The organism is Streptomyces melanogenes (assembly GCF_014649795.1).
Lineage (GTDB): Bacteria > Actinomycetota > Actinomycetes > Streptomycetales > Streptomycetaceae > Streptomyces > Streptomyces noboritoensis.
Genome location: NZ_BMTS01000037.1, coordinates 1 through 26,913 on the forward strand (window position 1 = coordinate 1; position 26,913 = coordinate 26,913).

At 69.6% G+C, this 26,913-nt stretch carries 25 protein-coding genes; 14 read left to right on the forward strand and 11 right to left on the reverse strand.

Annotated elements, in window-relative coordinates:
* Positions 1–225: 225 nt before the first annotated feature.
* A complete protein-coding gene (locus tag IE252_RS39150) occupies positions 226–786 on the reverse strand; it encodes a carboxymuconolactone decarboxylase family protein (RefSeq protein ID WP_190094274.1) in 561 nt (186 codons plus the stop codon).
* Between the two features lie 12 nt (positions 787–798).
* Positions 799–1,863, reverse strand: coding sequence for a cobalamin-independent methionine synthase II family protein (locus IE252_RS39155; RefSeq protein WP_190094275.1), 1,065 nt, complete (start codon positions 1,861–1,863; stop codon positions 799–801).
* Between the two features lie 373 nt (positions 1,864–2,236).
* On the opposite strand from IE252_RS39155, the gene IE252_RS39160 reads away from it, so the two are divergent.
* Positions 2,237–2,917: a hypothetical protein gene (locus IE252_RS39160; protein ID WP_190094276.1), complete on the forward strand. Its 681-nt coding sequence runs from the start codon at positions 2,237–2,239 to the stop codon at positions 2,915–2,917.
* 353 nt (positions 2,918–3,270) lie between these two features.
* The gene (locus IE252_RS39165; RefSeq protein WP_190094277.1) at positions 3,271–4,047 is read left to right on the forward strand and encodes a hypothetical protein; all 777 of its coding nucleotides are present in this window, start codon (positions 3,271–3,273) and stop codon (positions 4,045–4,047) included.
* Positions 4,048–4,097: 50 nt separating this feature from the next.
* Here the strand turns inward: IE252_RS39165 and IE252_RS39170 are convergent, their stop codons facing one another.
* Together IE252_RS39170 and IE252_RS39175 are read right to left on the reverse strand one after the other, a co-directional pair.
* A complete protein-coding gene (locus tag IE252_RS39170) occupies positions 4,098–4,730 on the reverse strand; it encodes a MerR family transcriptional regulator (RefSeq protein WP_190094278.1) in 633 nt (210 codons plus the stop codon).
* Between the two features lie 28 nt (positions 4,731–4,758).
* Complete coding sequence (locus IE252_RS39175) at positions 4,759–5,124, reverse strand: hypothetical protein (protein WP_190094279.1); 366 nt, start codon at positions 5,122–5,124, stop codon at positions 4,759–4,761.
* Positions 5,125–5,619: 495 nt separating this feature from the next.
* On the opposite strand from IE252_RS39175, the gene IE252_RS39180 reads away from it, so the two are divergent.
* Together IE252_RS39180 and IE252_RS39185 are read left to right on the forward strand one after the other, a co-directional pair.
* Positions 5,620–6,528 carry a C40 family peptidase gene (locus IE252_RS39180; RefSeq protein ID WP_229849090.1) on the forward strand — a complete coding sequence of 303 codons (909 nt, stop codon included), beginning with the start codon at positions 5,620–5,622 and terminating at the stop codon, positions 6,526–6,528.
* 309 nt (positions 6,529–6,837) lie between these two features.
* Positions 6,838–7,107 carry a hypothetical protein gene (locus IE252_RS39185; RefSeq protein ID WP_190094280.1) on the forward strand — a complete coding sequence of 90 codons (270 nt, stop codon included), beginning with the start codon at positions 6,838–6,840 and terminating at the stop codon, positions 7,105–7,107.
* A gap of 261 nt (positions 7,108–7,368) precedes the next feature.
* Here IE252_RS39185 and IE252_RS39190 read toward each other — a convergent pair whose 3' ends face one another.
* Positions 7,369–8,292 carry a cadherin-like domain-containing protein gene (locus tag IE252_RS39190; protein WP_190094281.1) on the reverse strand — a complete coding sequence of 308 codons (924 nt, stop codon included), beginning with the start codon at positions 8,290–8,292 and terminating at the stop codon, positions 7,369–7,371.
* 350 nt (positions 8,293–8,642) lie between these two features.
* On the opposite strand from IE252_RS39190, the gene IE252_RS39195 reads away from it, so the two are divergent.
* The 5 genes from IE252_RS39195 (at position 8,643) to IE252_RS39215 (ending at position 13,209) form a co-directional block, all read left to right on the forward strand.
* The gene (locus IE252_RS39195) at positions 8,643–9,032 is read left to right on the forward strand and encodes a hypothetical protein (protein ID WP_229849091.1); all 390 of its coding nucleotides are present in this window, start codon (positions 8,643–8,645) and stop codon (positions 9,030–9,032) included.
* Positions 9,033–9,603: 571 nt separating this feature from the next.
* Entirely contained in the window at positions 9,604–9,918 is a 315-nt protein-coding gene (locus tag IE252_RS39200) for a hypothetical protein (RefSeq protein ID WP_373298683.1), read from the forward strand.
* A 66-nt stretch (positions 9,919–9,984) separates the two neighbouring features.
* Complete coding sequence (locus IE252_RS39205) at positions 9,985–10,296, forward strand: hypothetical protein (protein ID WP_190094283.1); 312 nt, start codon at positions 9,985–9,987, stop codon at positions 10,294–10,296.
* 216 nt (positions 10,297–10,512) lie between these two features.
* Complete coding sequence (locus IE252_RS39210; RefSeq protein ID WP_190094284.1) at positions 10,513–12,498, forward strand: DUF4855 domain-containing protein; 1,986 nt, start codon at positions 10,513–10,515, stop codon at positions 12,496–12,498.
* 48 nt (positions 12,499–12,546) lie between these two features.
* Positions 12,547–13,209, forward strand: a complete 663-nt coding sequence (locus IE252_RS39215) for a nitroreductase family protein (protein WP_373298684.1) — start codon at positions 12,547–12,549, stop codon at positions 13,207–13,209.
* A gap of 8 nt (positions 13,210–13,217) precedes the next feature.
* Here the strand turns inward: IE252_RS39215 and IE252_RS39220 are convergent, their stop codons facing one another.
* Both IE252_RS39220 and IE252_RS39225 read right to left on the reverse strand, forming a co-directional pair.
* Positions 13,218–14,393, reverse strand: coding sequence for a carboxylate-amine ligase (locus tag IE252_RS39220; protein ID WP_229849092.1), 1,176 nt, complete (start codon positions 14,391–14,393; stop codon positions 13,218–13,220).
* A 25-nt stretch (positions 14,394–14,418) separates the two neighbouring features.
* Positions 14,419–16,086 carry an MFS transporter gene (locus IE252_RS39225; RefSeq protein WP_190094285.1) on the reverse strand — a complete coding sequence of 556 codons (1,668 nt, stop codon included), beginning with the start codon at positions 16,084–16,086 and terminating at the stop codon, positions 14,419–14,421.
* Between the two features lie 243 nt (positions 16,087–16,329).
* On the opposite strand from IE252_RS39225, the gene IE252_RS39230 reads away from it, so the two are divergent.
* A complete protein-coding gene (locus IE252_RS39230) occupies positions 16,330–17,259 on the forward strand; it encodes an alpha/beta fold hydrolase (protein WP_190094286.1) in 930 nt (309 codons plus the stop codon).
* 94 nt (positions 17,260–17,353) lie between these two features.
* Complete coding sequence (locus IE252_RS39235) at positions 17,354–17,827, forward strand: carboxymuconolactone decarboxylase family protein (protein WP_229849093.1); 474 nt, start codon at positions 17,354–17,356, stop codon at positions 17,825–17,827.
* 57 nt (positions 17,828–17,884) lie between these two features.
* On the opposite strand, the gene IE252_RS39240 is transcribed toward IE252_RS39235, so the two are convergent.
* From IE252_RS39240 to IE252_RS39250, 3 genes are read right to left on the reverse strand one after another with little or no spacing between them, the layout of a single operon-like run.
* A complete protein-coding gene (locus IE252_RS39240; RefSeq protein WP_190094287.1) occupies positions 17,885–18,286 on the reverse strand; it encodes a DUF6009 family protein in 402 nt (133 codons plus the stop codon).
* Entirely contained in the window at positions 18,283–19,794 is a 1,512-nt protein-coding gene (locus IE252_RS39245; protein ID WP_190094309.1) for a DNA primase family protein, read from the reverse strand. The genes IE252_RS39240 and IE252_RS39245 overlap by 4 nt, the downstream gene beginning before the upstream one ends.
* A 20-nt stretch (positions 19,795–19,814) precedes the next feature.
* Entirely contained in the window at positions 19,815–20,924 is a 1,110-nt protein-coding gene (locus IE252_RS39250; RefSeq protein WP_190094288.1) for a bifunctional DNA primase/polymerase, read from the reverse strand.
* Positions 20,925–23,107: 2,183 nt separating this feature from the next.
* Between IE252_RS39250 and IE252_RS39255 the strand changes: the two genes are divergently transcribed.
* Both IE252_RS39255 and IE252_RS39260 read left to right on the forward strand, forming a co-directional pair.
* Positions 23,108–24,355, forward strand: coding sequence for a ParA family protein (locus tag IE252_RS39255; protein WP_190094289.1), 1,248 nt, complete (start codon positions 23,108–23,110; stop codon positions 24,353–24,355).
* Complete coding sequence (locus IE252_RS39260) at positions 24,352–25,494, forward strand: ParB/RepB/Spo0J family partition protein (protein ID WP_229849095.1); 1,143 nt, start codon at positions 24,352–24,354, stop codon at positions 25,492–25,494. The genes IE252_RS39255 and IE252_RS39260 overlap by 4 nt, the downstream gene beginning before the upstream one ends.
* Positions 25,495–25,649: 155 nt before the next feature.
* Here the strand turns inward: IE252_RS39260 and IE252_RS39265 are convergent, their stop codons facing one another.
* The gene (locus tag IE252_RS39265) at positions 25,650–25,901 is read right to left on the reverse strand and encodes a hypothetical protein (RefSeq protein WP_190094290.1); all 252 of its coding nucleotides are present in this window, start codon (positions 25,899–25,901) and stop codon (positions 25,650–25,652) included.
* A gap of 445 nt (positions 25,902–26,346) precedes the next feature.
* On the opposite strand from IE252_RS39265, the gene IE252_RS39270 reads away from it, so the two are divergent.
* Positions 26,347–26,901 (forward strand): hypothetical protein, encoded by a 555-nt coding sequence (locus tag IE252_RS39270; protein WP_190094291.1) that lies wholly within the window; start codon positions 26,347–26,349, stop codon positions 26,899–26,901.
* The last annotated feature ends 12 nt before the right edge of the window (positions 26,902–26,913 follow it).

A 26,913-nucleotide genomic window follows, 5' to 3' on the forward strand; every position in this document is an offset into this window, starting at 1 on the left:
CCTGGCCCTCGGGGCCGGTGCCGTGGTGATCCGCCGCCGCGCCACCACCGACTGACCCCCTCCTGTGGCCCGGCACCCACAAACACCGGGCCACAGGAAAACCCTCCGGACCAGATGGGTACGGCGTGCACATTCGCCGTACCCATCAGCCGTGTGGCAGGGGCAGCGTCCCACCCCCGAACCGCCGTTCAGCTCACCTGCGCCGACTTGATGCGATCGGCTCCCTCAGCTGCGCACCCGCGGCGGGGGCACCGGGCCGACATATCCGTCAGCGGCGATACGCACGGCCATGGCCGTGTAGGCAGTGGGGTCCTCGGGAACGAGCGTGCCCAGTCCGTCGACGTACCGGTTGTACATGCAGAACGCCGCGGCGATCAGTACCGCGTCATGGATCTCGGCATCACTGGCGCCGGCGGCGCGGGCAGCCGCCACCTCCTCTTCCCCTACCTCCCGCCCCCCACGCTGAACGGCGTCGGCGATCGCAAGCAGCGCCTTGAGCTTGTCGGAGACGGGGGCCTCGGCGGGCTCCGCCCGGACGCGGTCGACCAGATCCATTCCCTGGGGCAGTTGCGCGGCCGCGAACGCCGCGTGCGCGCCGGTGCAGAAGCGGCAGCCGTTGAGGTGGGAGACCCGGGTGGCGATCAGCTCGCGCTCCCCCGGAGTCAGCGAGCTGGGACCGCGCAGCAGGACTTCGGCGAGTTCGATCAGCGGACGGGCTGTCTCGGGCCGGTAGGCGAACAGCCCCGTGATGCCCGGCAGATCACTGTCGAGCGGGATGTGCGGCATACAGGGCTCCTTTCACAGGCCGAGGGCCTGGGAGGCCAGGGCGGTTCCCCGCACTCGGGCCTCGATCTTGGCGAAGGCGAGATCGCGGGAGGTGGAGGTGTCGTCGGCGAACGGCGAGAAACCGCAGTCGTCACAGGTACCCAGCTGATCGACGGGGATGAAGCGCGCGGCGAGCAGGACGCGGTCGCGCACCTCCTCCGGCGTCTCCAAGGTGGTACCGATGGGATCGGTCACACCGACGAACACGCGGACGCCCGGACGGAGCTGTTCTGCGATGAGTCGCAACACCCTCTCGGGGTCGGGCTCGCTGGCCAGCTGGATGTAGAAATTGCCGACCTGCAGCCGGAAGAGCCTCGGTAGCAGATCCGTGTAGTCGACGTCCAGGCTGTGGGTCGAGTCGTGGTCGCCGCCCGGGCAGGTGTGCACTCCCAGACGTCTCCGCTCGTCCCCGATGAAACGGCCGAGGACCTCGTTGTTGAGGGCGATGAAGTCGTCGAGCAGAGCACCACTGGGGTCCAGCTTCAGCGACAGCCGGCCTTCGGTGAAGTCCAGCTGCACGCAGTGGGCACCCCCGTCGAGGCAGCGGCGGATGTCGGCCTCGGCCTCGTTGGCGAGGTCCCGCAGGAACGCTTCGCGGGGGTATCCGGCGAGCGGCTCACTCGGATACAGCAGGCTCAGGGCGGAGGGCGCAATCACCGCCTGCTTGACCGGCCGGTCGGTGTGGCGCCGGGCGTCCCGCAGATAGGTGTCCGCGTGGACTTGGTAGCGGAACGGTCCTTCGGCCAGCCGGGGCAACTGGCGAACGTGGCCGTCGGCGAAGGGGATGACGGCGCCGTCCGGGGCGAGGGTGGCGAGTCCCGCGATCGGGTAGGTGGCGAAGCTCGGCTTGGCCTGCTCGCCGTCGACCAGGACGGCGCAGCCGAGCTGCTCCAGCCGGGCCAGCGTGTCGACCGTCGCCTGCTCCTGAAGCTTCGCCAACTCCGCGTGGGACAACCGCCCTTCGGCGTGTTCGGCGAGGGCCTCCTGCAGAGCGCGCGGGCGAGGGATGCTGCCGATCGGCTCGGTGGGGATAGTCATGGCCGGGACCATAGGAAGTGTCACCGGCCTCGGCAAGAGGGCCCGTACTCGCACAGTCGGGGGCGGTTACGCCGAGCGTGGGCCCCTTCCTCGTGACGGGATCCGCGTCCTCGCAGGTCATCGGTCGCCCGACGGCAGCACGACAGAGTCCCTCGCACGATGGCACAGACCGACGCCATCTCCCAAGGGAATCCGCGGAAGTTCACTGCATAGGCTTCACCTTTCGCCGGGTTGACCGGTGCCCGAACGAGCAGCGACGGCGGCCCCACGTCCCACCCGGCCCATCCACCCGCTCACCCGGCCGGGGGACAAAGGTCCGCTCACCCGGCACGCTGCCGACGCCACCCCTGGCCGATCAGTTACGTTGCGCCGCATGACCTCAAGCGATCAAGCAGGCGCGGACCGCCGGGGCTTTCTCGTCGGCGCGGCCGCCGTCATGGTCGGCGGCTGGTGGACGGCCTCCGGCTCGGCTTACGCGGAGCCTTCCGAGCTGCCGCTTCCGGGCGAGACCATTCGGTGCGTCAGCACAGCGCGTGGAGTGGTCCTGCGCACCCTCGTCGGATCAGGGTCGGTCGACGTCGACTGCGCCATCGCGCTGCGGGTCGAAGCCGATCCCACCGACGGCCTCGGCCGGACGCGGCGGCTGCGGGTCCTCGACCACCGGATGCGGGGCCGGAGCACGGAGTTCGGCGAGATCAGCATCGTGCAGGAACCCGAGCACCCGCGATCGCTGCCGCCCAGCACCATCCGCCGCCTGGACGACGCGTCGCCGCGCTATGCGCTGCGGCTGGTCTGCTCCCAGCTCGAAATGCAGGTCGAGCGGGTGCACGCGGACCTGCTGGAGCGGGTCGGCCTCCCCTTGGGCCTCGGGGAACAGTCGGCCACGCTCGTCACCACAGGGCCGCTGGTGCTGGAGAACGACCATCTGTCCAGCTGGCGGTTCCAGCACCACACCCTGGCCTCGCGGCGGAAAGTGGAACTGGCCTTCGCCGATCTGCCCGCGATGACCGTGGCGACCATCGAGCCGTTCACGATCGATGCCATGCACGCCTGAGAGCGGAACCGGGACACGAGCTGGGGTGGACCTATCACGCCGTGATAGGTCCACCCCAGCTCGTGTCATGACGATCCGTTGGGCGAGGGGCTCCGGTGGGCAACTCCCCCGGATGGACAGCCAGCGATTGCAGCCACTACACGGCACATGCACGGTGAACAGGATCCAACCTCTCTCGGAAGGAGACCTTCCTTATGCGTGTCCGCCGTACATCACGAGTCCTGACCGCCGTCCTCGCTGCATCGATTGTGCTGGGTACGGGGAGCGGCGCGTTCGCCGCCGTCCACCATGAGCCGCAGTCGGCTTTCGTCCGCGCGTCTTCTTCGGACCCCGCTCCTGACCTTGACGCAGTTATGAAGCAGCTCAAGGCTCTTGGTGACATCGGCGGCGTACTGACGCCCGTGACCGATCTCCTCAACGCGGTCCTGAAGACGCCTTCCCCGTCCCCGGAGGAGATCAAGGATCTGAAGGAGAAGGCGGCCGCCGCGATCGCCAAGGCCAAGAGCACCGCTCCGGAGCCGCCGACGACACCGACCGAGCCCCCCAAGCCTCCGGAGCCGCCGACGACACCGACCGAGCCCCCCAAGCCTCCGGAGCCGCCGACGACACCGACTGAACCGACCAAGCCGACGACACCGACCGAGCCTCCCAAGCCGGACGTTCCGTCAGTTCCGTCAGCGCCTTCAGTTCCTTCGGTACCCACCGTGCCCTCGGTGCCTTCGGTACCGTCGGTTCCCACCGTGCCCTCGGTGCCTCCGGTCGATCTACCGACGCCCCCCGCTGTCGGCCACAGCGGCCCGCAGGTGGCCCATCCGGCCCAGGGCGTCTCCACGAAGCGGGCACGTGACGTGAAGGACGACGCTCTCGGCAAGCTGCAGAAGGACCTGGACGCACTGCTCGAGGCGGTCACCAGTGGCGACGCGGCCACGGTCCTCCCGGCGGTCCAGAAGACGGTGACCGACCTTGTCGGCTTCGTCCTCGCGGCTGTGCTCAGTGGTGGTCTGCCGCCCTCCGCCGTTCCCGGCCTGCCCAAGCTGCCGACCGGCCAGCCCCCCACCGGAAAGCTGCCCACCGGCACGCAGCCCGGCGCCGGGCCGGTCGAACTGCCCGCGCTTCCGAAGCCCCACTGAGAAACACCCTCGCCGCTGCGCCGGTCCGCTCCCTCTGGACCGGCGCAGCGTCATGATGCGCCGTCCCCACCGTCCGTGAACTCCGCTTCGCGGGCAACGGCACACAGCACCGCGAGGATCGCGCCGCCCAGCACAGCGGAGACCACCGCACGCTCAGCGGCGGCGTGCGCGCCGTCGGCCCCGGCCGCGTAGCCCGCTTCGGCCCGTACGATCCCTTGCGCCGCGTCGGCGTAGGCGTCCAAACACTCGGCCAGACCGTCGTGATCCAGCCCGTTCGCCACGGCGACAACCCCGGTCAGAGCCCGCGCCGCAGCGTCGGCGGGAGGCCATCCGCGTCGCGTCAGCAGTTCCTGCGCCGCCCGTGCGGCGCGTTCCCACTCCCGGTCCCGTTCCTGCGCCGCGGCGGCGAGGTCCGGCCCCGGGCCGTGACCGACCACCGTCGCCGCACGCGGGCTCGCATACGGCTCCCTCAGTGCCTCCATGACGTGGCGGGCCCGTTCCACGGAGAGTTGCCCAGGACCGGTCAGCGCCCGGATCAGCCTCAACTGGTGCTCGTGCTCCGGCCCGTAATCGGCCTGGGTTGAGTTGCGGAGCACGCCCGGGGTCAAAAGCCTCGACCTCAAGTAGAACTTGACCATCGCCGCGGAAACGCCGGTCCGGCGACTCAGTTCACTCAGTCGCACGGCCGTGCCGCTCGTGTGCGAAACCGTCTCACCGGTACCATGCGGCCGGCACCGGCGTGCACTGGAAGGCGGCGCCCGCGCCGAGCGCGGCGACCTCCGTGCGCTCGACACTTGTGTTCACCACGGACGGCTTGCACAGCATCGGGGCCACGGCGTCCTCTTCCTGGCGCAGGTCACGCCAGCTGGTGGTCGCACCGAGCACGTGCGGGGCCCGGCACCCCAGGTTGATCATGCCGTCGAAGAGGGTGCCCCGCGTACAGATCTTGATGACTCCGCCGTGGGCCACGAACTCATATGGTGTCGGCGCGTGCGGCGTGGCGGACACGGCGGGGGCATATCCGAACACGGCTCCCGCCGCGAGGAGTACGGGGGCGGTTAAGGCCAGGGCGGGCATGATGAAGCTCCTTGTCACATTCGCTACGTCCCGCCGGTCCGGGGCGCGGAATAGCCCGCGCGGGCCAACGGGTCACTCGGATGGCCAACGATCCATCGCCTATCAGGAAACGCGGGGCATGCGCGGATCACCGCCGAGGGTGCCCCTCCCACCCGGGACGGCAACGTGATCGGGGCTTACGCCATCCGCGCTCGACCGATGGCGCGTGCCTGCGAGGCCGGGTGGGATCGCCCGGCCATCCAGGGGCCCGGCGGTGTGTCCGATGGACATGCGGCTGCCGGAGTGTCTTATTCCTCATGCATGCAACGCACTCGAAACGCACGACGCCGCCCGCCGAAACTTCGCGGGCTGGCGGCCGGTGCGGCTGTTCTCCTGCTGGCGGCTTCCGGACCCGTCTCCTCGGCCTCGGCGGACCCCCTGCCCTGGCCGGCCCCGCTACAGAATGGTTTCGTCCCCGCCACCGGCCCCACCGGTGACGACGGCAGGCCCTCCCCGGTGGCCGCACACGGGCTCGCGCCGAGCAGCGAGTCGTTGCGCTCGTGGACGGACACGATACTGAGGATCAGCGAAGCCGGAGCGCGCTCCGCCGCACTCGAACGCAAGGTGCGGCAGCTGCGTGCCACAGCGAGCCGGGCCAGGCGGCAGGCCGACTGGTTCCGGGTGCAGCGGGACATCATGGGCGACGACCTGGGCAGCGCCGCGCGGGAACAATACCGGGGCGGCGGATACGGCGCACTGGGACAGCTCCTGCTCGCTCCTTCGCCCCAGGTGCTCCTGGACGGGTGGACTGTGCAGCGGCACATGGGACACGTACTGGACGTGAAGTTCAAGATTGCCAAGCGGGAGGCCGCCCGGCGGGCCCGCGTCGCCGCGACGGCTCTGCGCGGGCAGCGCGCCGCGGAACATGAGCGCGACGTGGAGGCGAGCCGCCAGGAACAGGACCGCGCTCGCCTGACGGCACTGCTCGGCCAGTTCGCCACCGGTTTCGGCGACGGGGCCTGGAGCCCGTTCTCGGGGGTGCTGGCGGGAGCCGACGAGACACCGGGGCGCACCGAGATCGAAGCCGTGCGCTTCGCCCTGTCGCAGCTGGGGAGCCCCTATGTCTGGGGAGCGACGGGACCCTCGTCCTACGACTGCTCGGGGCTCACCTCCCGGGCGTGGTCGGCCTCCGGGGTGACCATCCCCCGTACCAGTCAGATGCAGTGGGCGGGCCTGCCCCGGGTCGGCGGCCGACTGCGCCCGGGGGACCTGGTCATCTACTTCCCGGATGCGACGCATGTCGGGATGTACGTCGGCCAGGGCATGGTGATCCACGCGCCGCGGCCCGGAACGGTCGTACGCCTCACCGCGCTGCACCGGATGCCGGTACTCGGAGTGGTCCGGCCCGGGCCCGCACAAGCGTAAGTTGCCCTCTGGCCATCAGTGGATAATCCGACGAATCCAGTAGGTGAGTGGTCTTGCAATGCACTGCGGCCAGAACGTCGGCGCGCCAACAAGACAAGAGTGATTTTTTTTCCCAAACTGCCTTGCGTTGCGCTCTCGTCCTCTAGGGAAAAGTCCTTCATGCCCCCCCTCCGGAACACACGTCGCGAACCCCTGGGAATCTCCACGGCACGTGGTGTCGCCGTCGGTGCGGCACTGGCCTGTGCCGGCTTTCTGGCAGGGGCCGGGGCCGACCCTGCCGTCGCGGCGCAGCAGGGGGGGACTGACCGAATGAGCGCGCATGGCTTCGCCCGTGCCGAATCGGCCGCCGGCGCGCCTCTGCGGCAGGGCTCGGCTCTCCGGGTCCTGGGGCCTGCGGAGACCGGGCTCGTCGAGGGCGCCAGGAGCAACTCCGTCGAACGCAAGCGGCGGCTGGACTCCGATGCCGACAGCGTCACGCCGCTCGCCGTCGGCCTGGCCACGGCCATGGCCGTGGTCGGCGGAACGGCGTTCTCGGCGATCCGCCGCAAGGTGCGGCGGGACGAGGCGCCGGGCTGCTGAGGCCCCGGACGCCACAAGCCCGGCCGGGAGCGGAACTGGGGACATAGGACGCCGACAGGATCCGCTCCCGGTCGACCGCCGCCCGTGGGGCGGGCCTTTTTGGGGAAAGGCCCGCCCCACGGGACGGGGGTGAGGCAGGCGCTGCGGAGAGCGCAAGCTCCGCAGCGGCTTGCTCCAGGAACAACGTTCGTCCTGGACCACCGTCAAATGCGTGGGTCCGCAAGTGGTGCTCACGGACCCACACTTCGCTCTGATGAACCGTCAGCAGTTGACGGTGATGTAGACGATCTGGCTGTACGGCTGCCCGCTCGCATCCTTACCGGTGTAGGTGAACATGTCCGGCCCGTCGTAGCCGGGGGCCGGGGTGTACGTGACCGTCCCGTCGCCGTTGACCACTGCCGTGCCGTGACCCGGCTGCGACACACTCACCAGCGACGGCGAGGACACCCCCGCGTCATTGGCCAGCACCCAGATCGTCACCGGCACGTCGACCCGGGTGACCGCGGAGTCGTCGGCTCCGACCGGAGTGACCGTGATCTTCACCGTCTGCGTGTACGGCTGCCCGCTCGCATCCTTGGCGGTGTAGGTGAAGGTGTCGGGGCCGCTGTAGCCGGGGGCCGGGGTGTACGTGACCGTCCCGTCCGCGTTGATCACCGCGGTGCCGTGACCCGGCTGCGACACACTCACCAGCGACGGCGAGGACACCCCCGCGTCATTGGCCAGCACCGGGACACCCACCGGCACACCCGCCGCGGTGGTCGCGGAGTCGTCGGCGCCGACGGGGGTGACCGTGATGTTCACGGTGTCCGTGTAGGTGCGGCCGAGCAGGTCCTTGGCGGTGTAGGTGAAGGTGTCGGGGCCGCTGTAGCCGGGGGCCGGGGTGTACGTGACCGTCCCGTCCGCGTTGATCACCGCGGTGCCGTGACCCGGCTGCGACACACTCACCAGTGTGGGCTTGAGCGCGTCGGTGTCGTTGGCCAGCACCGCGATGTCCACCGGTACGCCCGCCGGGGTGGTCGCCGAGTCGTCCATACCGTGAGGCGGCTTGCAGTAGCACGGAAGCGGCTTCTTGTCCGTACGGTCGGGGCACGGCCCTTGGGCCGCGAAGGCGGGGCCGAGCCCGAGGCCCAGCACAGCGCTGGAGGCCAGGGCAACGACGGCAAACCTGCTTGCGAGACGGTTCATCGGTTCCTCTTCGTCTTCGGCGCATCCCGAAAAAACGCGCCCTCGCTTCATAGGAATCACATCCCCTCTTTCCATTCATGCGTTTGGTGCGCAGGCAGGGCGTGGTTCACTCCAGAAGCAGACACACACCCCCGAAATCCCCCCACCACCCGACGTACAGTACGATGATTCGAACTAATTCTAAAAGGTGGGTTCATGTTTTTTCCATCTTGAAAAACTCCTGCGGTACTACCGCCGTCACCCTTGCCGACTTTCATACGTATGGAGCAATGGGCTGGCATTTCCGAGACTTCGCACTGCTAAGGTCTCGCTCTGCTCGGATCCGAAGTTGATTTCACTTGAGGTGAGCCATGAAGAAGGCAGTTTTCAGCACCGCGGCACTGGCCATCGGAATGGGGCTTGTGGGCGGCTCCGCCGTCGCGGCGTCGGCGATGAGCCCCACCGACCCGCTCAGCCTCCTCTCCTCGCCCGAGGTCGCCCCGGCGGTCCTCCCCGCCGCCGACACCGTGATGCAGGCCGCCCAGGGCGGGGGGCTCACCAAGGGCAGCGCCTTCGACAAGGAGCAGTCGGGCGGGGTCTCTGGGGTCTATCTGGACGGCCTGGACTCCACCGAGCGCACCCGGAACGGAGGCATGGAGCCCTCCATCCCGATTGAGAACCCGGTGGGGCAGGGCGACTTCCAGGTGCACCCGTTGAACGGGGCGAGTGCTGCCGGCGGACTGGCGAGCGTGCTCGGGTGACGACGGGCTCGTACGCGCCGGGCTTCCCGGCGAAGGCTTTCCGTGACCGGTGAGGGCCCACGGTCCTGTGCCGCATTCATGACCCTGCACATCGCGGCACAGGACGGCGTGGATCCCGCTGGGTCCGGACCCAGCCGCTCCGGACGCAGCGGGATCCGGTCCGTACCGGGCAGCCGCTCCAGGTCTGCGGCACGCTGTCGGCAAGACCGACATTCAGGCGCACTTCGCCCTGCATACAACGCGGGTGCCGGAATGCGCCTTTTCGCATGTCGCGGGGCTTGCGGCCACGCCGGTTCCGCCTTCCCTGTCGACCCCGTTCCCGGGCAGGGGTCCGCAGTGCTTCGCAAGCTGCTCCTTCCCGATGAGGCAGGTTATTTCCCCTCCACCCCATTGGATTTTCAGGCGTTTTTCGCCTGCCTGAAGCGGCAAGCGGGGTGGGCCAGGTGGCATGCCGGAGTCGCCCATCCGAAGGAACCTGATGAAGAATTCCCTTCTGGCCGTGACCCATCCGAGCCGATTCCTGTTTCCTGGGTGCAAGCGTGCACCCCGTGAATTGAGAAAGGGAACTGAGTTGTCCAAGAAGTTCGCGGTTATGACTGCAATCGCCCTGAGCGCCGTCGTCGGCAGCGCCGGCATTGCCACCGCTGACAACAGCGCAACCGTCACCGGGGGCAGCGGCTTCTCGCAGTCCCCGAACGTCATCCAGGCTCCCCAGCAGGGCCTCATCATCGTCAACGGCACGCTCGTCGACGGGCGCTGCATCGCCCCGTGGTCCAACGGTTCGGTCCTGGGCGGCGTCGTCGCGCCGAACTCGCACTACGCGGCCTGCAACACGGCGGCGATCGACCAGTCGCAGAACGCCGCGGCCGACAACGGCATCCTCTGACCAATCCCTGCTCTACCCCTTCAGAGCAGTCGCAGGAATCCTCACTCACACCCGAAAGGCGCAACCATGCGTAAGATCTCCGCTGCCACCGCCCTCGCGGCCGGCCTCATGCTCGCCGCCGCCGGTACCGCTGTGGCCGACGACTGCGCGACCGTCAACGGGGGCGACGGCTTCTCCCAGTCCCCGAACATCATCCAGTCCCCCCAGCAGGGCGTTCTGATCTCCAACGGCTCGCTCGTCGACGGGCGCTGCATCGCCCCGTGGTCCAACGGTGCGGTCGCGGGCGGCGTCGTCGCGCCGAACTCGCACTACGCGGCCTGCAACACGGCGCCGATCGACCAGTCGCAGAACGCCCCGGCGCGGAACAACATCCTCTGAGTCGTACTTCACCGGTGGGGAGTCGCCAAACCAGGCGGCTCCCCACCGGTTTTTCCATGCCTCCATTCAGCCCCCGGCCCCACTCCCCCGGGCCAATCACCGGCAATTCCGGTGGCGGGCCGCGCCGTACCGTGTGACCGTGCCGACATGTCCGATCGATCCCGATTCTGGCAAATGTTGCCGCTTAGAGAGATTTCCTCTATTTCGTTCCGATGGATGAGGCTTCTGCTCTCGGCTCTTCTCGCGGTGCTGGTACTGGCCCCGCACGCGGCGGCGGGTCCCGTACCGGGGCCCGGCTTCCTCACGCCGGAACAGGCAGGCTTCCACCACGCGGCGCTGCTCTACGACGAGCGGGACAGCACCGCCAGCGGGAACAGGGGCAAAGCACCCGAGCCGATGGAGAACCTGGTCGCCCAGCACCGGGGCGGGCGTCCGGTGCGGAACGGCTGGCTGTTCGACGCCTTCGTGAAGCTCCGGTTCACCTCTCCATCGGGGCAGAAGACCGACTACGGCGCCACCAACGCCGCCGACTGGCAGTCCCAGGTCGACTCCTGGCTGGGCGTCCCGGGCAACGGCCGGGGCCAGATCGGCCGCCTCGACGACGCCCTGGTCGAGACGGCCGCCACGCTCGCCGACGACGACAAGCCCATGGGGCCCCCGGCCACACCGCGCAAGGTCATCCTCGCCCTGCCCTGGCCCTCCCCCGAGCAGCACGCCTTCGGCACGGTGGACGGCGCCCCCGCCGACTTCGCCAAGGAAGCGGACCGGACACGGGCGGTGTCCTGGTACACCCGCCTCATCAAGGAGCGCTTCGCCGCGGGCAAGTACCGCCATCTGCAGTTGTGGGGCCTGTACTTCATGCGGGAGGACGCCCTGGGAAGCGATCCCCAGTGGCTTCAGGCAGCCACGGCCACCGTCCACGACCAGGGACTGAAGGCGCTGTGGATCCCGTACGCGGACGCCCCGGGCGCGGAGAACGCGGGCATCTACGGTTTCGACGCCACCTTCCTCCAGCCGTCGTACGCCTTCACCTCCCCCCAGGACGGCGGACAGGTCAGCGCCTCACGACTGCGCTCCACCGCGCACCGCGCCCAGCACTTGGGACTGGGCATGGAGATGGAGGTGCGGCGAGCCGGCACGGACGGCACCAGCAGACGGGTGCTGCGCCAGTACCTGGCCGAGGGAAACCGCCTCGGCTACCAGAAGGCGGCAACCGCCTGGTTCCTCGGCACCGACCCGAACCTGTGGGGAGGAAACGCCTCCGCGTTCACGGACATCGCCGACTACGTCCTCGGCCGCCAGATCGTCGACGACGACGTCCACCCCTACTGGACGTGGTCGGGCACCAGCGCCGAGACCGCGTTCCCCGCCCGGAACGATCTGCGCAGCCTCCGGGTGGACCTGGGCGAGAACGCCGCGAACTGGACAGGAACGGTACGGGTGGAGGCCCACACCCCGAAAGGATGGGAGCCCGCCGGCTGGGCCGTCTCCCGCCCGCCCGAGACGATCGACGCCGTCGCCCCCGCCCTGACCGTGCCGCTGGCCGAAGCCCAGCAGGTGCGGCGGTTGAGGGTGACCTTCAGCCCCCAGGTCCCCCCGGTCGACCGAATGACCCCCGACACCACGTGGACCTGGCCGCCGGACGCGCCCGCGGAGCCGCGCGCCCCCGCCGCCTACCCGGACGTCCCGCACGCCGTGTCCGGCGACTGGACGGCGGGCAAGCTCACGGACGGGCAGTGGGCGCCCGCCGGCTGGCAGGGGGAGCACGCCGTCGGCTGGTCCGGCTGGGTCTCCACCACGAACATCGCCCTCGACCTCGGCCGCCCCCGCTCGCTGACCCAGGTGACGGTGCGCACCCACGGAGGGGGCTCCGCCGGGGTGAACTGGCCGAGACGGCCCTCCGCCCTGCTCTCCGACTGCCCGCTGCCGGGCCCCGCGGGCACCGGGCCGCTGCCCTGCGCGGTGCAGCCCCTGCGGGCCGATCCCCCGCAGGCCGCAGTCACCGGCGGCACGGATCCCGATCTGGCGGGCACGATCGGCTTTCCCGTGCAGACCAGCACGCCCGCCCGGTACCTCACCGTCTCGCTCGGCACTCACGGCTGGCTGATGGTCGACGAGATCGAGGCGATCGAGGCGGGCAGCAACGCGAATGCGGCCCTCCACGCGCCCTACCGGTTCAGCCCACCGCCCGCCGGCCGATGACCGGCGTGCCGGAACCACGGAAGCAGGCGGATTGTGTTTGCTTGAAAGGTGACAGTTCCAGCCAAACTTCTCACCGCTCCCGCACCACGCTACGGCTGCGGTGACGCCGAGTCGGTGGAACGGGCCGCCCGTTTCGCGGCGTCGATGGTGCTGCGCCGGTCGATCCGCGACTTCGCCGACCGGCCCGTCCCCGACGAGGTGATCGAGGCCGCAGTCCGGGCGGCCGCCAGCGCACCGAGCGGAGCCAATCTGCAGCCCTGGCGGTTCGTCGTCGTCAGGGACCCCCAGCGCAAACGGGACCTGCGCGCCGCGGCCGAGGCCACGGAACGGGAGTTCTATCAACGGCGCGCCTCCCAGGAGTGGCTCGGCGCCCTGGCCCCCCTCGGCACCGACTGGCGCAAGCCCTTCCTGGAGACGGCTCCGGTGGTGATCGTCGTCTTCGAGGTCCACCAGGGCCCGGACACGCCCCGCCCGTACTACGCGAAGGAGTCGGTCGGCATCGCGGTCGGCCTGCTGCTCGCCTGCCTGCACGAGGCGGGCCTCGCCACCCTGACGCACACTCCCAGCCCCATGCGCTTCTTGAACACCGTGTGCCAACGCCCGCCCCACGAGCGTCCTTACCTGGTGATCCCCGTCGGGCACCCCTCCCCCGACGCGACGGTGCCCGACCTCGCGCGCAAGCCTCTGGACCAGGTCCTCGTGGAACTCTGAACGTCGCCTCAGCCGCGGGCGGCCGGCAGCAGAGGGACGGTCCAGTCGACAAGCGTCTGCTCAACCTGGTGGCGCACGGTACTGGCGAGGGCGCCAGGCCCTTGCGCCGCCGCGCGCTGGCGTGCGGCGCCGCACCCCACGGCGAACAGGCGCCGCAGACCGGCCGCGACCAGGGGCGCGTCACCGTACTGCTCCAGGGCTGGCCAGGCATACGCCACCATGGCCTCGACCAGAGCGCGCGCGGGCCGTGCCTTCCCCGAGACGACGTCGAGACCCGTGCCGTCCAGGCCGTCACGGGCGGCACGCCAGTAGGCGGCCCGCATGACCTCGGCCGAGGGAGCCGGTGCGCTCCCGCCCCGCGCCGCGTCCCGCAGCGCCACCGCGACCAGAGCGCGCACCAGCGCGGCCAGGACCACCGACTCCCCCACCGTGCCGGTCATGTCCGCCACCCGCACCTCCAGGGTGGGCAGCCGGGGTGCGGGGCGCACGTCCCAGAAGACCGTCGCGGGATCCACCAGAGCACCCGACTCCCCGAGCACCGCGAGGACTTCCTCGTAATGGGCCGGGGAGTGGAAGTACGGGGGCGGACCGGCAACCGGCCAGCGTCCCCAGGCGAGCGTGCGCCAGCTGGCGTATCCGGTGTCGCGGCCGGCGAAGTACGGCGAGTTCGCCGTCATCGCGAGCAGCACCGGAAGCCAGGGGCGCAGCCGGTTGCTGACCTGCAGGGCCTGATCCAAGTCGGGGCAGTCGATGTGTACATGGCACGCACACATCGACTGCTCGTCGTGCAGGGCCCGGTAGTTTTTCGTCCCCATGGCATAACGGGCACCTTCGGTGATGGGCGGAGGGACCACATCGCCGAGGACGGGCAGCCCCGAGGCCACGACTTTGAGGCCGTCCTGTTCCGCGCAGCGCGCGGCGAGCCGACGCAGCGAGAGCAGTTCGCCGCGCAGTTCCTCCGTACGCACCTGGGGGTTGCTCTTCACCTCCACCTGCAAGGTGGTGATCTCGGCCGAGACCTGGCCGGGCGCCTGCGTCCGGCAGCTCTCCAGCACTCCCGGTGCGCCGGGGGCGGCTTCCAGCGTCAACGCGTCGACCAGCAGCAGTTCCTCCTCCACTCCCATGGCCAGAGTGCCGGGCGAGGGGTGGATCCAGCGTGCGGCGGCGGTGCGGGGGCTCGTCATCGAACGAATCTCCTGCGCGGTCGAGTCATCCGGATGTGGACGCGCCCTGTTCCAGGGCCTGGAGCGAGAGCTCCTCCAAGGAGCGTGCACGGGTCTCCACTCCCGCGAGGAGGATCGCCACGGTGGCGAGGGCGAGCGGCAGCGCGCCGAGCAGCGCGGTGGCGCGCACCGACGGCGGGGTGAGGGCGGCCGCGACGGCCGAGATCATGAGCAGTCCGCCGATCTTGGTGACGGCGGCCGTCAGGCCGGAGGCGTGCGAGCGCACCGCCGTCGGGTACACCTCGGCCGTGTAGGCCGCGATGACGGCGATGGCCGAGCTCGCGGCGCAGATGGGGGCGGCGAGCAGCACGTGCAGCAGAGCGGGCCGGGTGGCGACGCCGTCGCCCGCCACGGCCAGGCCCGTCATCGCGACGGTCGTGACCGCGCCCAGGAGGACGAGGGTGCCTTTGCTGCTCCAGTGTCCGTACAGCCAGGCGACCGCGAGGTTGAACGGCAGTCCCAGCAGGGCCGAGTCCCGCAGGATCGTGTCGGCGGTGACGTCGGTGAAGCCCAGGCGGCGCAGGTCGGAGGGGATCCACAGCTGAAAACCGTAGGTCACCAGACCGATCCCGAGGGCGAGCAGCACCAGGGGCAGACTCACCCGGATGTGCGCGGGGCCCAGCAGCCGCAGGTAGCCCGCGGCCTGCGGCCGGGGCGGGGCGGTGGACGCCCGGGGGGCGGGGAGCAGCCGGGCACCGTACCGCGCCAGGACGGCCCGGGCCTCGAACTCACGGCCCTGGGCGGCGAGGAAACGGGGGGATTCGGGCACCCAGCGGTTGAGCAGCAGCAGCAGGACACCGGTGGGCAGGCCGAGCAGCCACATCACCCGCCAGCCGAAGTGCGGCATGAGCAAGGTCGACATCCAGCTCGTCAACGCGTATCCACCGGCGATGCCGGAGCCGGTGAGCACCACGAGCCAGCCCCGCCGGCGGGCCGGAACGGTCTCCGTGAGCAGGGTGAAGGTGAGCGGCAGCATGCCGCCGGCGCTCATCCCCATCACGAAGCACATCGCCAGGTTGAGCGAGAACCGCGGCATGGCCCCGCAGACGGAGGTGGCGATGAAGACCACCGAGGCCAGCAGGATCGCCGGGCGGCGGCCGAGGCGGTCGCCGAACCTGCCCCACAGGAAGGAGCCGACCACGGTCCCGCCGATCCCGAACAGCGGCAGCAGGGCGACGGGCGGCCCGCCGTGCGGATCGAGCGGCGAGCTCAGCCCGTACTCCCGGGCCATGCCGGGGGCGACGAAGCTCAGGGTCAGCGGCTTCATGACGTCGATGGCCACGGCGATCGTCATGACGGACGTGAGCAGCCAGTGCGCGCGGCTGAGCGGGGTGTCCTCGTCGAAGACCACGCGCAGATCGGCCGGCTCATCGGCCTCGGGTACGCGTCGCGGGCCGACGAGCCCGCGGGTGCACGCCGCCAGGCCGACCAGGATCAGCACCATGCCGAGCACCATGGGGAGGTCCCAGCCCATCCCGCCCATGCCGTGGTGCTGTCCGGGAGGCCCGGTGAGCCGCGCGTACATCGGAAGGTGACCGAGTACACCGGCGACGCACAGCGCCGTGCCCGTCCAGAAGAAGGCAGGCCGGGCGAAGTCCAGGCGCCCGGGCGCCTTTCCGCGCGGCATCGTCTGCTGGCATCCCGCACGGGTCATACGACCGCCTCGCCGTGCTGGCTCATGGATGGGCTCTTCCCTCCGCCCCGGCCGACAACAGGCTCACCATGGCAGGGGTCTCATGGAGCGTCAACGATCGGGGCCGCCCCGCGATGCGGGCCGATCGTGAGGAGCCCGCTGTGCGAATCGGAGCGAGGCGCGCTCACGGATGAGTGACGGTACGGAGCATGTGCCCCGTTCCGGTGGTAAATGTGCGGTCCCTGCGCGTACCGGGAGGCTCCCATGTCCATGAGCAGTGTCGCCCCCTCCCCCACCATGACCCGACTCCCCCTGTCCTTCGGCGGGTTCGGCTTCACGGCCGAGGTGGCACAGCAGGGGCCGAATGCCGCCGCACCGCTCGTCGTTCTCGGCGGCCCCGCGCAGGACCGATTCTCCTGGGTCCGCCCCCAAATGGGGCTCGCCCCCCTGTGCGACGTGGTCACCCTCGATCTTCCCGGGTACGGCGAAGCCGACCCGCTACCGCCCAGGTACGGGCTCGACTTCCTGGCCGCAGCCGTACGGCACGCCGTGACGGAGCTCGGATTCCGCCGGGTCAATCTGTTCGGGAACTGCTTCGGCGGTGCGATCGCCCTGCGGTTCGTCCAGCACTATCCGGCCGCGGTGGAGCACCTGGTCCTCGCCGGCACTGCACTTGCCGTGCCGGCCGCCTACGAGGAGGCGGCCGCCCGCTGGCTGACCCTGCTCACCGATCAGCGCTACGAGGAGACGAGCAGGGAACTCGCGGCCTGGTACACGACGACGCCCGGCACCGGCGTGATCAAACGGCACGCGGCCGCCGCCAGGCGCCTGCACCGGCACTTCGCCGAGCTGACTCCCGCGCGGCTGCGGATGACGGTGGTGGACCACCACCACCGGTTGATGAACCACGAGTGGTACCGGCCCGAGCCGCTGCCTCAGGTTCCGGCGCTGGTCTTCACCGGGGAGTACGACCGACTGGCGCCGCCCGCGGCCGGGCGCGCCGTCGCGACGGCGCTGCCGGACGCCGTGTTCACCACGGTCAAGCACGCCGACCAGTTGGTGCACTGGGAGCGGACCGAGGAGTTCATCGACCTGCTGGCCAGGTTCGTCACCGACATTCCGGTCGACGGGTTGAGCTACTGCACCGCACTGGAACGTCCGGGAATCCCCACCCAGTACCCGGGCGGGGTCTGAGAGCAGGATTTCGGGCACAGAGAGCCGCACAAGGGGCGTTTCACGCCTGCCCTCCCGGTCGTTGGTCCAAAGGACCCACTGACTGGAGGAGCAGATGACAGCGACACCGAGCACAGCCCGGATGCGCAACCCCGCCGTAGTCCTTCCGGATGCCCTCAAGGCCCTGCTCGACCTGGCGGCGGCCGCCCGGTCGGGGGGCGTGCCGTCGGCCACCCTGGAGCTGGTCCATCTGCGCGCCAGCCAGATCAACGGGTGTTCCTACTGTGTCGACGCGGGCGTACGGAGCGCCAAACGGGAAGGAGAGACCGATGAGCGGCTGCACGCGGTGGCAGCCTGGCGAGAGGCGTCCTGCTTCACCCCCGCCGAGCGCGCCGCCCTCGCCCTGGCCGAGGCGTCGACCCGTCTCCACGACCGCCCCGATCCGGTACCGGACGCCGTCTGGGACGAGGCAGCGCGCCACCACGACGAGACACAGCTGGCCTCGCTCGTCCTGATGACCGCGTTGACCAATCTGTTCAACCGCATCAACGCCACTACCCGTCAGCCGACCGGTGCCCTCTGGCAGTGACGGTCCGAATCATCACGGCGTGATAGCTCCGGAATTATCACGGCGTGATAGCGGGTCTCAGCGGGGCAGCGTTATGCCGAGCTCCCGCATGGCGCTCGACGGCGGGCCGCCCTCGGAGCGCTCCGTCTTGCGGCCCTTGCTGCCCGGGGCCAGCGTGCGCGGGTCGACCGCCTCGGCGGGGGCACCGGTCGCGTACAGACCGGTGGGCTCGCTGTCGCGGTCGTGCGGCAGCACCCAGAACACCCGGCGGCGCCAAGTGCCGGACGACGGAGACGGCTTGGCCGAAGGACCGAGCAGGGCGTAGCCGACCATCCGGCCGTCCCGGTGGTAGGCCGGCTTGCTGCGGCGGGTGGCCAGCCGGTCCAGGCTCTGGCGGACATAGTCGAGAGCGCTGACGTCCTCCAGCCACACGATCTCCGTCTCGTGGCTGATCTCGTCATCGGTAATCAGCGAACTCATGCCCTCTCCTCGTCAGTGAGCAGTCCGATTCCCGGATAGTACTTCCGCGAATTGGACAAGATCATCTCCTTGGGTGAGGCGAGCCCCACCAGTTCGCGTGCGCACGCGGCGAATGCTCGGGAGGTGATGACGGGTGCGCCCTCATTCTGACACCAAGCCCGGTAGGCGGCGTAGAGGCTCGTCTGTTCCGCCCTGAGATCGGGGGCGAGCGCACACGCTTCCTCGAAGAAGCGACCCGTGTGGTCTTCTGTCTCCGCGTAGGCCGTGGTGGCGATCCGCACCCTCTCCGGTCCCGTCAGGTCCTTCTCCCCGCCCAGGTAGCGACGGGCGCCGTCGATCAGCCAGTTGAGGATCCCCGGGCCTTCCTCGGTGACCAGGACGTCCGCCAGGTTGTCGATCTTTCGCTCGTCGGAGACGACCCGCTCGAAGGGGATCAGCCGCATACGGCGCCAGAACGCGAAGCCGCCCGTGCCGACCTCGGGACGGTGGTTGCCGAGCAGCCAGAGCTTGTGGGTCGGCTGAAAGCTGAAGAAGTCCTGGCGCATCCGGCGGGCCTTGATGCGGTCGCCGCCGGTGAGCAGCTTCACCCGGGCCTCGTCGAACCTGTCGCCCGGCTTGACCTCGGAGCAGACGATGACGCGGCGGCCGTGCAGCTCCGCGAGGTCGGTGGGATGTCCCTCGAAGGGGCGCGCCATGAGGAAGCCGGGAGGGCCCGCGTCGGCGTAGTCGCCGAGCAGCTTCATCACCACGTCCAGCAGCACGGACTTGCCGTTCTTTCCCGAGCCGAACAGGAAGGGCATGACCTGTCCGCCCACGTCACCGGTGATCGAGTAGCCGAGCAGCAGGTGCAGGAAGCCGATCATCTCGGCGTTCTCCTCGTCCTCACCGAAGGTGTCGGTGAGGAAACGGTTCCACCGGGGAGTGGGCATCTGCAGCGGCCCGGTCGAGGTCGAGCGGGAGTGGAAGTCCTTCTGGGGGTCGGGGGTACGGATCAGCCCGGTGCGCAGGTCCACGATGCCGTCGGGGGTGCACAGGGCATAGGGGTCGGCGTCGAGCAGCGCGGCGTTGAGGACCATGCCCGGGGCCGTACGGGCCTGGGCCAGCATCGCGTTCATCCCCGAGGTGGACAGCGCGCGGCGGCGGTGCTGCTGGAGCGCCTGGGTGGTGTAGAGGCCGCGGGGGTCGGTGTGCGCGATGTTCTCGGCCAGGTCTCCGGCGACCCACATGATGGTGTCGTCCTCGTCGAGCTGCCAGCGGGTCTTGTTCCACCGGTACCACCCCAGACCCGGGACGTGCCGGTAGTCGTCCGCGTACAGCCTGACGAACAGCTTGGCGTTGCCGCGGTCGGTGAGCGTGTCGGGAAGCAGCCCGGCGGCGGTGGCATCCGCGACCGCGGGAGCGTGCCCCTTGATGCCCTGGGCGGGCACCGCCCCGGTGCCGAGGTCGCCGACCTGGGCATGGGCCAGGATCTGGGCCGCGACGGTCTGCGGGTCGAAGTCGAACAACATGTTGTCGTTGCCGGGCGAGGTCACGAGCGGCTCCCGAGCTGGAGGGGGCGACGGAAGCCGGCGACCAGCCCACTGCGGACGATGGGAGCGGAGCGGCGCTCCTGACCGGGTCTGGCGTACGCGGCGGCGTCCAGCAGCGCGTGCTCGGCGGACTCCTCTGCGAGGTAACCGGCCGCGACGAGGCCACCCAGCGTGTACGCCGCGCGGTTGAGCTTGTCCGTGAAACCCGCGCCCTCCGGAACCGACGCGCAGTCGGCGACCTCGGCCAGGGCCGTGGCGAGGACTCTGGTGGCCTGGTCCCGTCCGCCTCCCGCGGCGAGCACCGCCCGCCGGGCACGCGAGGGCCCAGGGCGGGGCACACTCGCCTTGAGGGGACGCAGATGACCGGTGCGCTCCAGCTCCTGGGCCAGCCAGGAAGGCAGCCGGGCTGGCTCCCTGCACTCCCCCACGGGGGTATAGGTTCCGGCGGAGGTGACGGTCCCGGGAGCGACGATGTAGCCCCCGTGGGCACGAACGTCGACCTGCCAGCAGAGGCTGCGGCCCCCGCCCGACCCCACGGAGCACTGCCACTGGCGGCCGTCGTCCACCCTGTACCAGACGTGCAGACCGCCCGAGGGCGTACGCACCCTCAGGGTGGCGTCGTCGTCGGCCGGGCTGACCTGGCCGCGCAGCGCGGCCAAAACACCCAGCGTGTGGAAGCCGTTGGAGAGCCCGGCGAGCGACACCTGCTCCGGGATCGGGATGCCGGGCAGCAGGTGGTCTCGGGGTGGCAGCGGCTGCGGATGGTCGTCGATATCGATAATCACCAGTCTGGCAGGACCACAAGCGACTCCGACGCCATGCCGGGGGTGCGAGCCCCACCACTCGGAGATGAAGGAGAGGTCGTGGGAAGCCGCGTGGAAGCCGTGGCACCAGCGACCGGAGGAGAGGCAGGCACAGGTCTCACGGCGATGGCCCGGCTCGGAGCAGGCCCCACAGTTGGCGACCGGAGTCTTGCGGCCAGGTGCCAGCGGATGGACGGGCCAGCCTCGGGAAACGCACCAACGGGCAACTGCCGACGACGTGGCGACCGGCAGCGCTATAGCCGACTGCTCTGAGTCGCTGCGCGGAAACCGCAGCTCAGCAGTCATGTACTTCCCCTAATCAGCGACCGAAGCGACTCAAGGACGGACATAGGTTAGCGAAGCCGGGGAGGAGAGGAAGCACAAGGGAGGGGGAAAAGGAGCCCGTGTCGTGGAGGGGAAAACCAGCGACTGAAGGGCCAGCGACCGTAGTCAGTTCGGTAGCTGTTCAGTCGCTGAGACAAAACCCCAGGTCAGATGGGGTGTGAGTGATCGTTCAGCGACTGAAGCGACTGAAGGTCCCTATCTATGAGCTCACGCGCGCATACGAGGTTTTGGTACTTCTGACGGAGGAAGACCCGAGCTTGAGTCGCTTCAGTCGCTGATTATGTGATCAAACATACTCTGACCTGCGGTTTTAACCCAGCGACTGAACAGCTACCGAGCCCTTCACGGTCGCTCGGCTTCAGTCGCTGAGCCTTGTAACACCCCTAAAAACGGGTCTTGAGGCGCGTTACCTAGCGACTGAACCGTCCGGAAGCGCCTCAGAGGTAGCGACTGAAGCCGAGCGACTGAAGCGACCGGAGCGACTAAACCTGGCTCATGCCCTGGGCTTTCTTTCGCGCCTGTGGCACGAGCGGCCCGTGACTTTGCCCCAGAGTCGCTTCAGTCGCTTCGATCGCTGGCCGAGGCGAACCCTCCCGCCTGGCCGGCCTCGTACCGGCAAGGGGAGAAGGCCGATGCGGCAGGGCCCCGGCAGGACTCGGAGGGTTCTGCACTGCCGTTTCCGGCATGCACACGGATGGCAGCCGTCCGTGCCGGCGGATGTACGGACCTATCACGGCGTGATAGGTCCGCGACTCCCCTGATCGCCGACGACTCGTCGGCGATCAGCCGTTCCGCTGAGAGCGCCCAGCGGAACGTCAACCTCGCCAGGTCCGACATCTGTCCCCAGTTCCCGGCACTTGCTGCTCCCCTTGGAGAGCGTGCGCGGTCCGATGCCGAGCCGCTGGGCCGTGATGCGCTGCTCGATCCCTGCGGCCGTGTCCCGGAGGAACTCCCGCTGCGGCCGGGTCGTCCGGCGCCTTGCGCCATGTCCGAGAGGCCCGGATCCCGTGCTAGGCCGAACCCCGTGGCGATGTGGTCCGAGATCAACACCGTACGCCCGCTGGAACGGACCTACCAGAGTCCCGAACTGGGCCCCCTTGGAAGTCGTCACCCGCGTGTGGTCCCGGGCGATGGTCGGCAGACAGGGGCTTCGCGGGATTCCCGGCTGGGCGATGAGCAGCTCGTTCTGCGCTTGGCCGACGGCGTGCTCGATCCGGGGGTTGACCAGCCCAGGATCGGTCAGGATCTCCGAGCCGTGCCCCCGTCCGCAACCTGGCCCCCGCTCGAAGTGTCGGCTCAGCTTGTCGGCGTCCTCCGGTATGGCAGCCATCCGGGCCTCTCGCGTCGCCCATCTCCCGCAGGTCGGCGTCGCGTTGGTGCCGGGTGGCGCCGAGCCGCCTCCTGCGGGTCCAGTGCCACCGGGATGTCCGGCAAGTCCGGCTCGACGGCGACCAGCCCGCGCTTCCGGCAGCCAGGCGGGCATCGATTCGTTCTGCGGTGCCACCGGCTCGTACTGGGTGATCTGCCCGTACAACACGACGGCCTCCGGAGGCAGATGGTCCGTCCGCCGTTTCGGTATCCCGCCGTCTACTTGGTCTGCCTATGGTGCGCGTACGTACGGCCGGTGCACCCACGCAGCTGGAGTAAGGCGCTTATCACGCCGTGATAGATCCACGGCTCCCCCACTGCCGACTGTCGGTCGCTCGATGGCCCCTGCCGAGGGTGCCCTGCGAGAGGAAGACGATTCGGTCGCGCACATGGCGTACGTCCGCGCCCGGTCGGGCCCTCTGCCGGCGATGAACTCCGCGTTCGCCTCGCTCTTTCCCGAACACCGTGCCCTGGATGGCGCTCGCCCCGGCCGCAGGCTCGGTCCTGACGGTTTGGCAGGACGCGCAGCAAGGTTCCCCTCGCCTTCTCAAGGCGGCGTGGTGGCAGGTGTGTACGGCATCAGGGGAGTGCTGTACGTCTCGATGACTTGAGTCTTCACGGCTGCTGACCTATCACGGCGTGATAGGTCAGCAGCGGCTATCACGCCGTGATAGCCGTGGTCGTTCCCGGTTTCGGCGATATTGCCCGAAATCAGGATCAGAAAGCTAACGTGTTGGTGCATCAGATCGCGCCTCGCGTTAGTACAGTGACTTCTCATGACCTCACCAGCAACACGAGGCGACCGGGAGAAGGTCGTCTCGAAGCTTCCCCTCCGGCTCCGTCAAGAGCTCAAGGTCCGGGCGGCGCAGCTCGGCGTCGACATCCAGGAAGCTGTCGAGACCGGCATCACCGCCTGGCGCAGCCTCGGTTCGAACCTCTCCCCCATCGACACCGCCGGTGCCGAGTCCTTCGCCACCTTTCTGCCTGCCGTTCAATGGGCCGGGTTCCGCAGTGACTGCAGAGACCGCGGGGTCTCTCTGATCCAGGGACTCGCCCAGTCCGTGCAGGTGTGGCTGGACCACCATCCGGCGCCGGCCGTGAAGCGGCCCGCGATCGTGCGCCGGATCGTCGTCTGCAACCAGAAGGGCGGCGTCGGCAAGACAGCCATTACTGCCGGAGCCGGCGAGGCGCTGGCAGAGGACCCCGCCGTCCTCATGCCCGTCCGCGTCTCGAAGCACTTCGCGGCGCTCCTCGGCGACGGCGAGGGCGGTGACGATCCGCTCGCTCTTGAAGACCTCCCGGGCCTTGGCCAGCGTGTACTGCTCGTCGACTTCGACCCGCAGGGCCACCTCACCAAGCAGCTCGGCCACCAGCCGCTGCCGATCGGCGGAGACTCCCTCACCAACCACATGGCCGGTGATGCCAAGGGTGAGCTGCGTGATCTGGTCGTCGCGATCGACCAGGAGCGCTTCGGTGACAGACTCCACCTGCTGCCCGCGTGCACGGACGCCTTCCTGCTCGATGTGCGACTGGCTTCGGTACGGGCACGGGAGGCCGCTCTCGAGCGGGCGCTGACCCCCGTGGAAGCCGACTACGACGTCATCCTCATCGACTGCCCCCCCAGCCTGGGTCTCAGCATGGATGCGGCCGCCTACTACGGTCGCCGCCGCACCGCGGAAGTGCCTGGCAATTCGGGCACGCTCATCGTCGTCCAGGCAGAGGACAGCAGCGCGGACGCCTACGACCTGCTGACGTCGCAGATAGAGGACATGCGCACCGACCTTGCTCTGGAACTCGACTACTTGGGGATCGTCGTCAACCACTACGACGCCCGCCGCGGTTACATCGCGACCTCTTCCCTCCAGTCCTGGATGGACATCAAGGACCCCCGGGTCGTCGGTGTCATCGGCGACTTGAAGGAGCAGAAAGAAGCGGTCCGAGTGAAGCGTCCGCTGCTGTCGTACGCCCCGCGCTGCGACCAGTCCATCGGGCTGCGTGCCCTTGCCCGGGAGATCAGCAAGTGAGCAAAGCAAAGGATCTCGGAGCGGGGGCGTCATTCGGCCACGCGCAGGCGGTCTCCGCCCGCCGGGCCGCGATCGGCGCGGTGGCCGCGGCTCCGACCGTGGGCGTGCCGGAGCCGAACGAGCTGCCCGTCGCCCGGATCAGTCAGAACCCCGACAACCCCCGTGAAGGACTGCGCGATCTCGACGGCCTGGCCGACAGCATCCGGGCGATCGGCCTCGTCAACGCCATCACGGTGGCGACCGCCGAGGCGTATCTGAGGGAGCGTCCGGAGCGGGCGGACGATCTGGAGCCGGGCACCCGCTACATCGTGGTCGACGGTCACCGCCGTCTCGCCGCCGCAAAACTCGCGGGCGCGGAGACGGTGCGGGTCAGTGTCGACAACGCGCTCGTGTCGACAGACGAGGCGCTGCTGGAAGCAGCCTTCGTCGCCAATGTCCATCGCGACGACATGAACCCCCTGGAGCAGGCGCAGGCGCTGCGCAAGCTCGTCGAGTTCTACGGCTCCCAGAGCCGTGCGGCAAAGCGCCTCGGCCTCGCCCAGTCGACCATCTCCTCGAAGCTGTCCGTCCTCGACCTCGCCCCCGAGCTCCAGGCCGACCTCCTCTCGGGCCGCCGCAAGGTCGAGCATGTGCGGAACCTGTCGAAGTACGACGCGGAGGAGCAGAAGGAGATGGCTGACGCCCGAGAGGCGGCGGCCGAGGAGCGCCGGGAGAGCGTCCGGCGGGCGACGGAGCTATCACGCCGTGATGACCGGCAGCCGGAAGCCGGGGGAGTGGCAGGGCTATCACGGCGTGATAGCTCCGAGGAGTCCGGGCTATCACGCCGTGATAATTCGGAGGATCCGGAGCTATCACGCCGTGATAGCTCCGAGGCGGATGCTCCCGGGCTATCACGCCGTGATAGCCCGGAGACGGGGACCGAAGTGCCCGCTCCCCGTCCTGAACACCTCTCCGGCGAGCAGCCTTCGGCTCCCGGGACCCGTCCTGTCGTCAGGATGCCGTGGACAGACGGGGTCGCCTGCGCCGAGATCGCCATCTCGCGGATGACGCCTGTCGAGCGAGGACGGATGCTGCAACGGCTGCAGGCGGAGGCGGAGAACGAGGCTCGCGGTGCGGCCGCGGCGGGCGGCACACGCTGATCCCCACCGGGGGAGTACGGCCGGGGGAAGTGGGGTGGGCTATCACGCCGTGATAGCCCACCCCACTTCCCCCGGCCGATGCCCTGGGGTGCTGTTCGCGCCATGGCACAGAAACGCCCGGCCCCCAGGTGTCCTGGGGGCCGGGCGAAGGAACGTTACTTGAGCAGGCCGTTGCTTCCCACGAGGCCTGCACCCTTGGCCAAGGTGTCATGCACCATGTCGATCCTCTTGTGCAGACCCTTGTGCAGACCCTGCTCGCCGAGGCCTTCGGTCGTCTGCCCGTTCGGCGCGCTTGGAACGGGCAGCGCATGGGTGGTGTTGCCGAGGGCGCCTTCGAGGTCGACCGCCTGGGCGGCGGGTGCGACGGCCGCGATCAACGCTGTACCTGCAACTGCGGTGCTGAACACGCGATATACGTTCATGCCCGTATCAACGGCGGAGCGGGGGAGAAGGCACGCCTCGTACAGGGCGTGCCGTCGGAATCACCGGAACGGGACGGGCACGGCGCACAGTGGTGAGCGAGCAGGCTGAAACCTTCGCCTGTGGTCCGTCGTTAAGCACATCAGCGACAGAGTGTCGCGGTGCACACGGTCTGGTCGCCCGCTTACCTGACGCGGTGGGCGACCAGACCCGTGCTCGGGGACGCATGAGCTGATCAGGTGGTTTTTCGCACTGCTCGGCGCGTGGGGCGGCGAGGGGCCGGTGCGGCGGAGCTCAATGTCCGCCGGGCACCGCCATGGTGCCCGCCCTTTGGGGCCCGGTCAGACACGGAAGGCGCGGACCATGATGAGTGCGCGGCGGGCGGTTCCTGCAACGGCAGCAGAGGCAGGGAGCAGGGAAGGCGGTGGGGGAGTGGAGAACCGCTCCCGGCGGGCGTGGCGGCGGGGAGCCGCGGCCCTGGCGGCGACGGGTGTGCTGGCCCTGGCCGCTCCGGCACTCGCCGCGGATCCACCGCTCTACGGAGGCGCGCAGCCGGTCTCGGCGGTCGCCGCTCACACCAGGCCCGCCGTCATCGCGCCGGGGACCTCCGGTCCGGTGCGCTTCGGGATCTGGAACATCGGGGGCTTCCCGCCGGTCACCAAGGACTGGCAGATGAACCTGTACGCCCCGAGGGGCACGACGTTCGCCGACGCCGCGCTGACGCCGTTGGGCGACGCGCCCGGGCCCTGGCACCGCTGCGAGCTGACCGAGGGCGACACCGCCCTGGTCTGCTACTCCGACGACCCGAGGTCGATTCAGGAGTACACGCTCCAGCAGTGGCAGGTGAACATCAGGGTTCCGCGGGAGACGCCGCCCGGCACTGTGCTGGAAGACGGCCGGGCCCGCTTCTTCACTCATGCGGAGCCGTTCTCGAACAGCTACTTCTGGACCTCGCCCCGCATGAGGCTGGCCGTCCGGACCGCGTGATCGGCGTCCGGA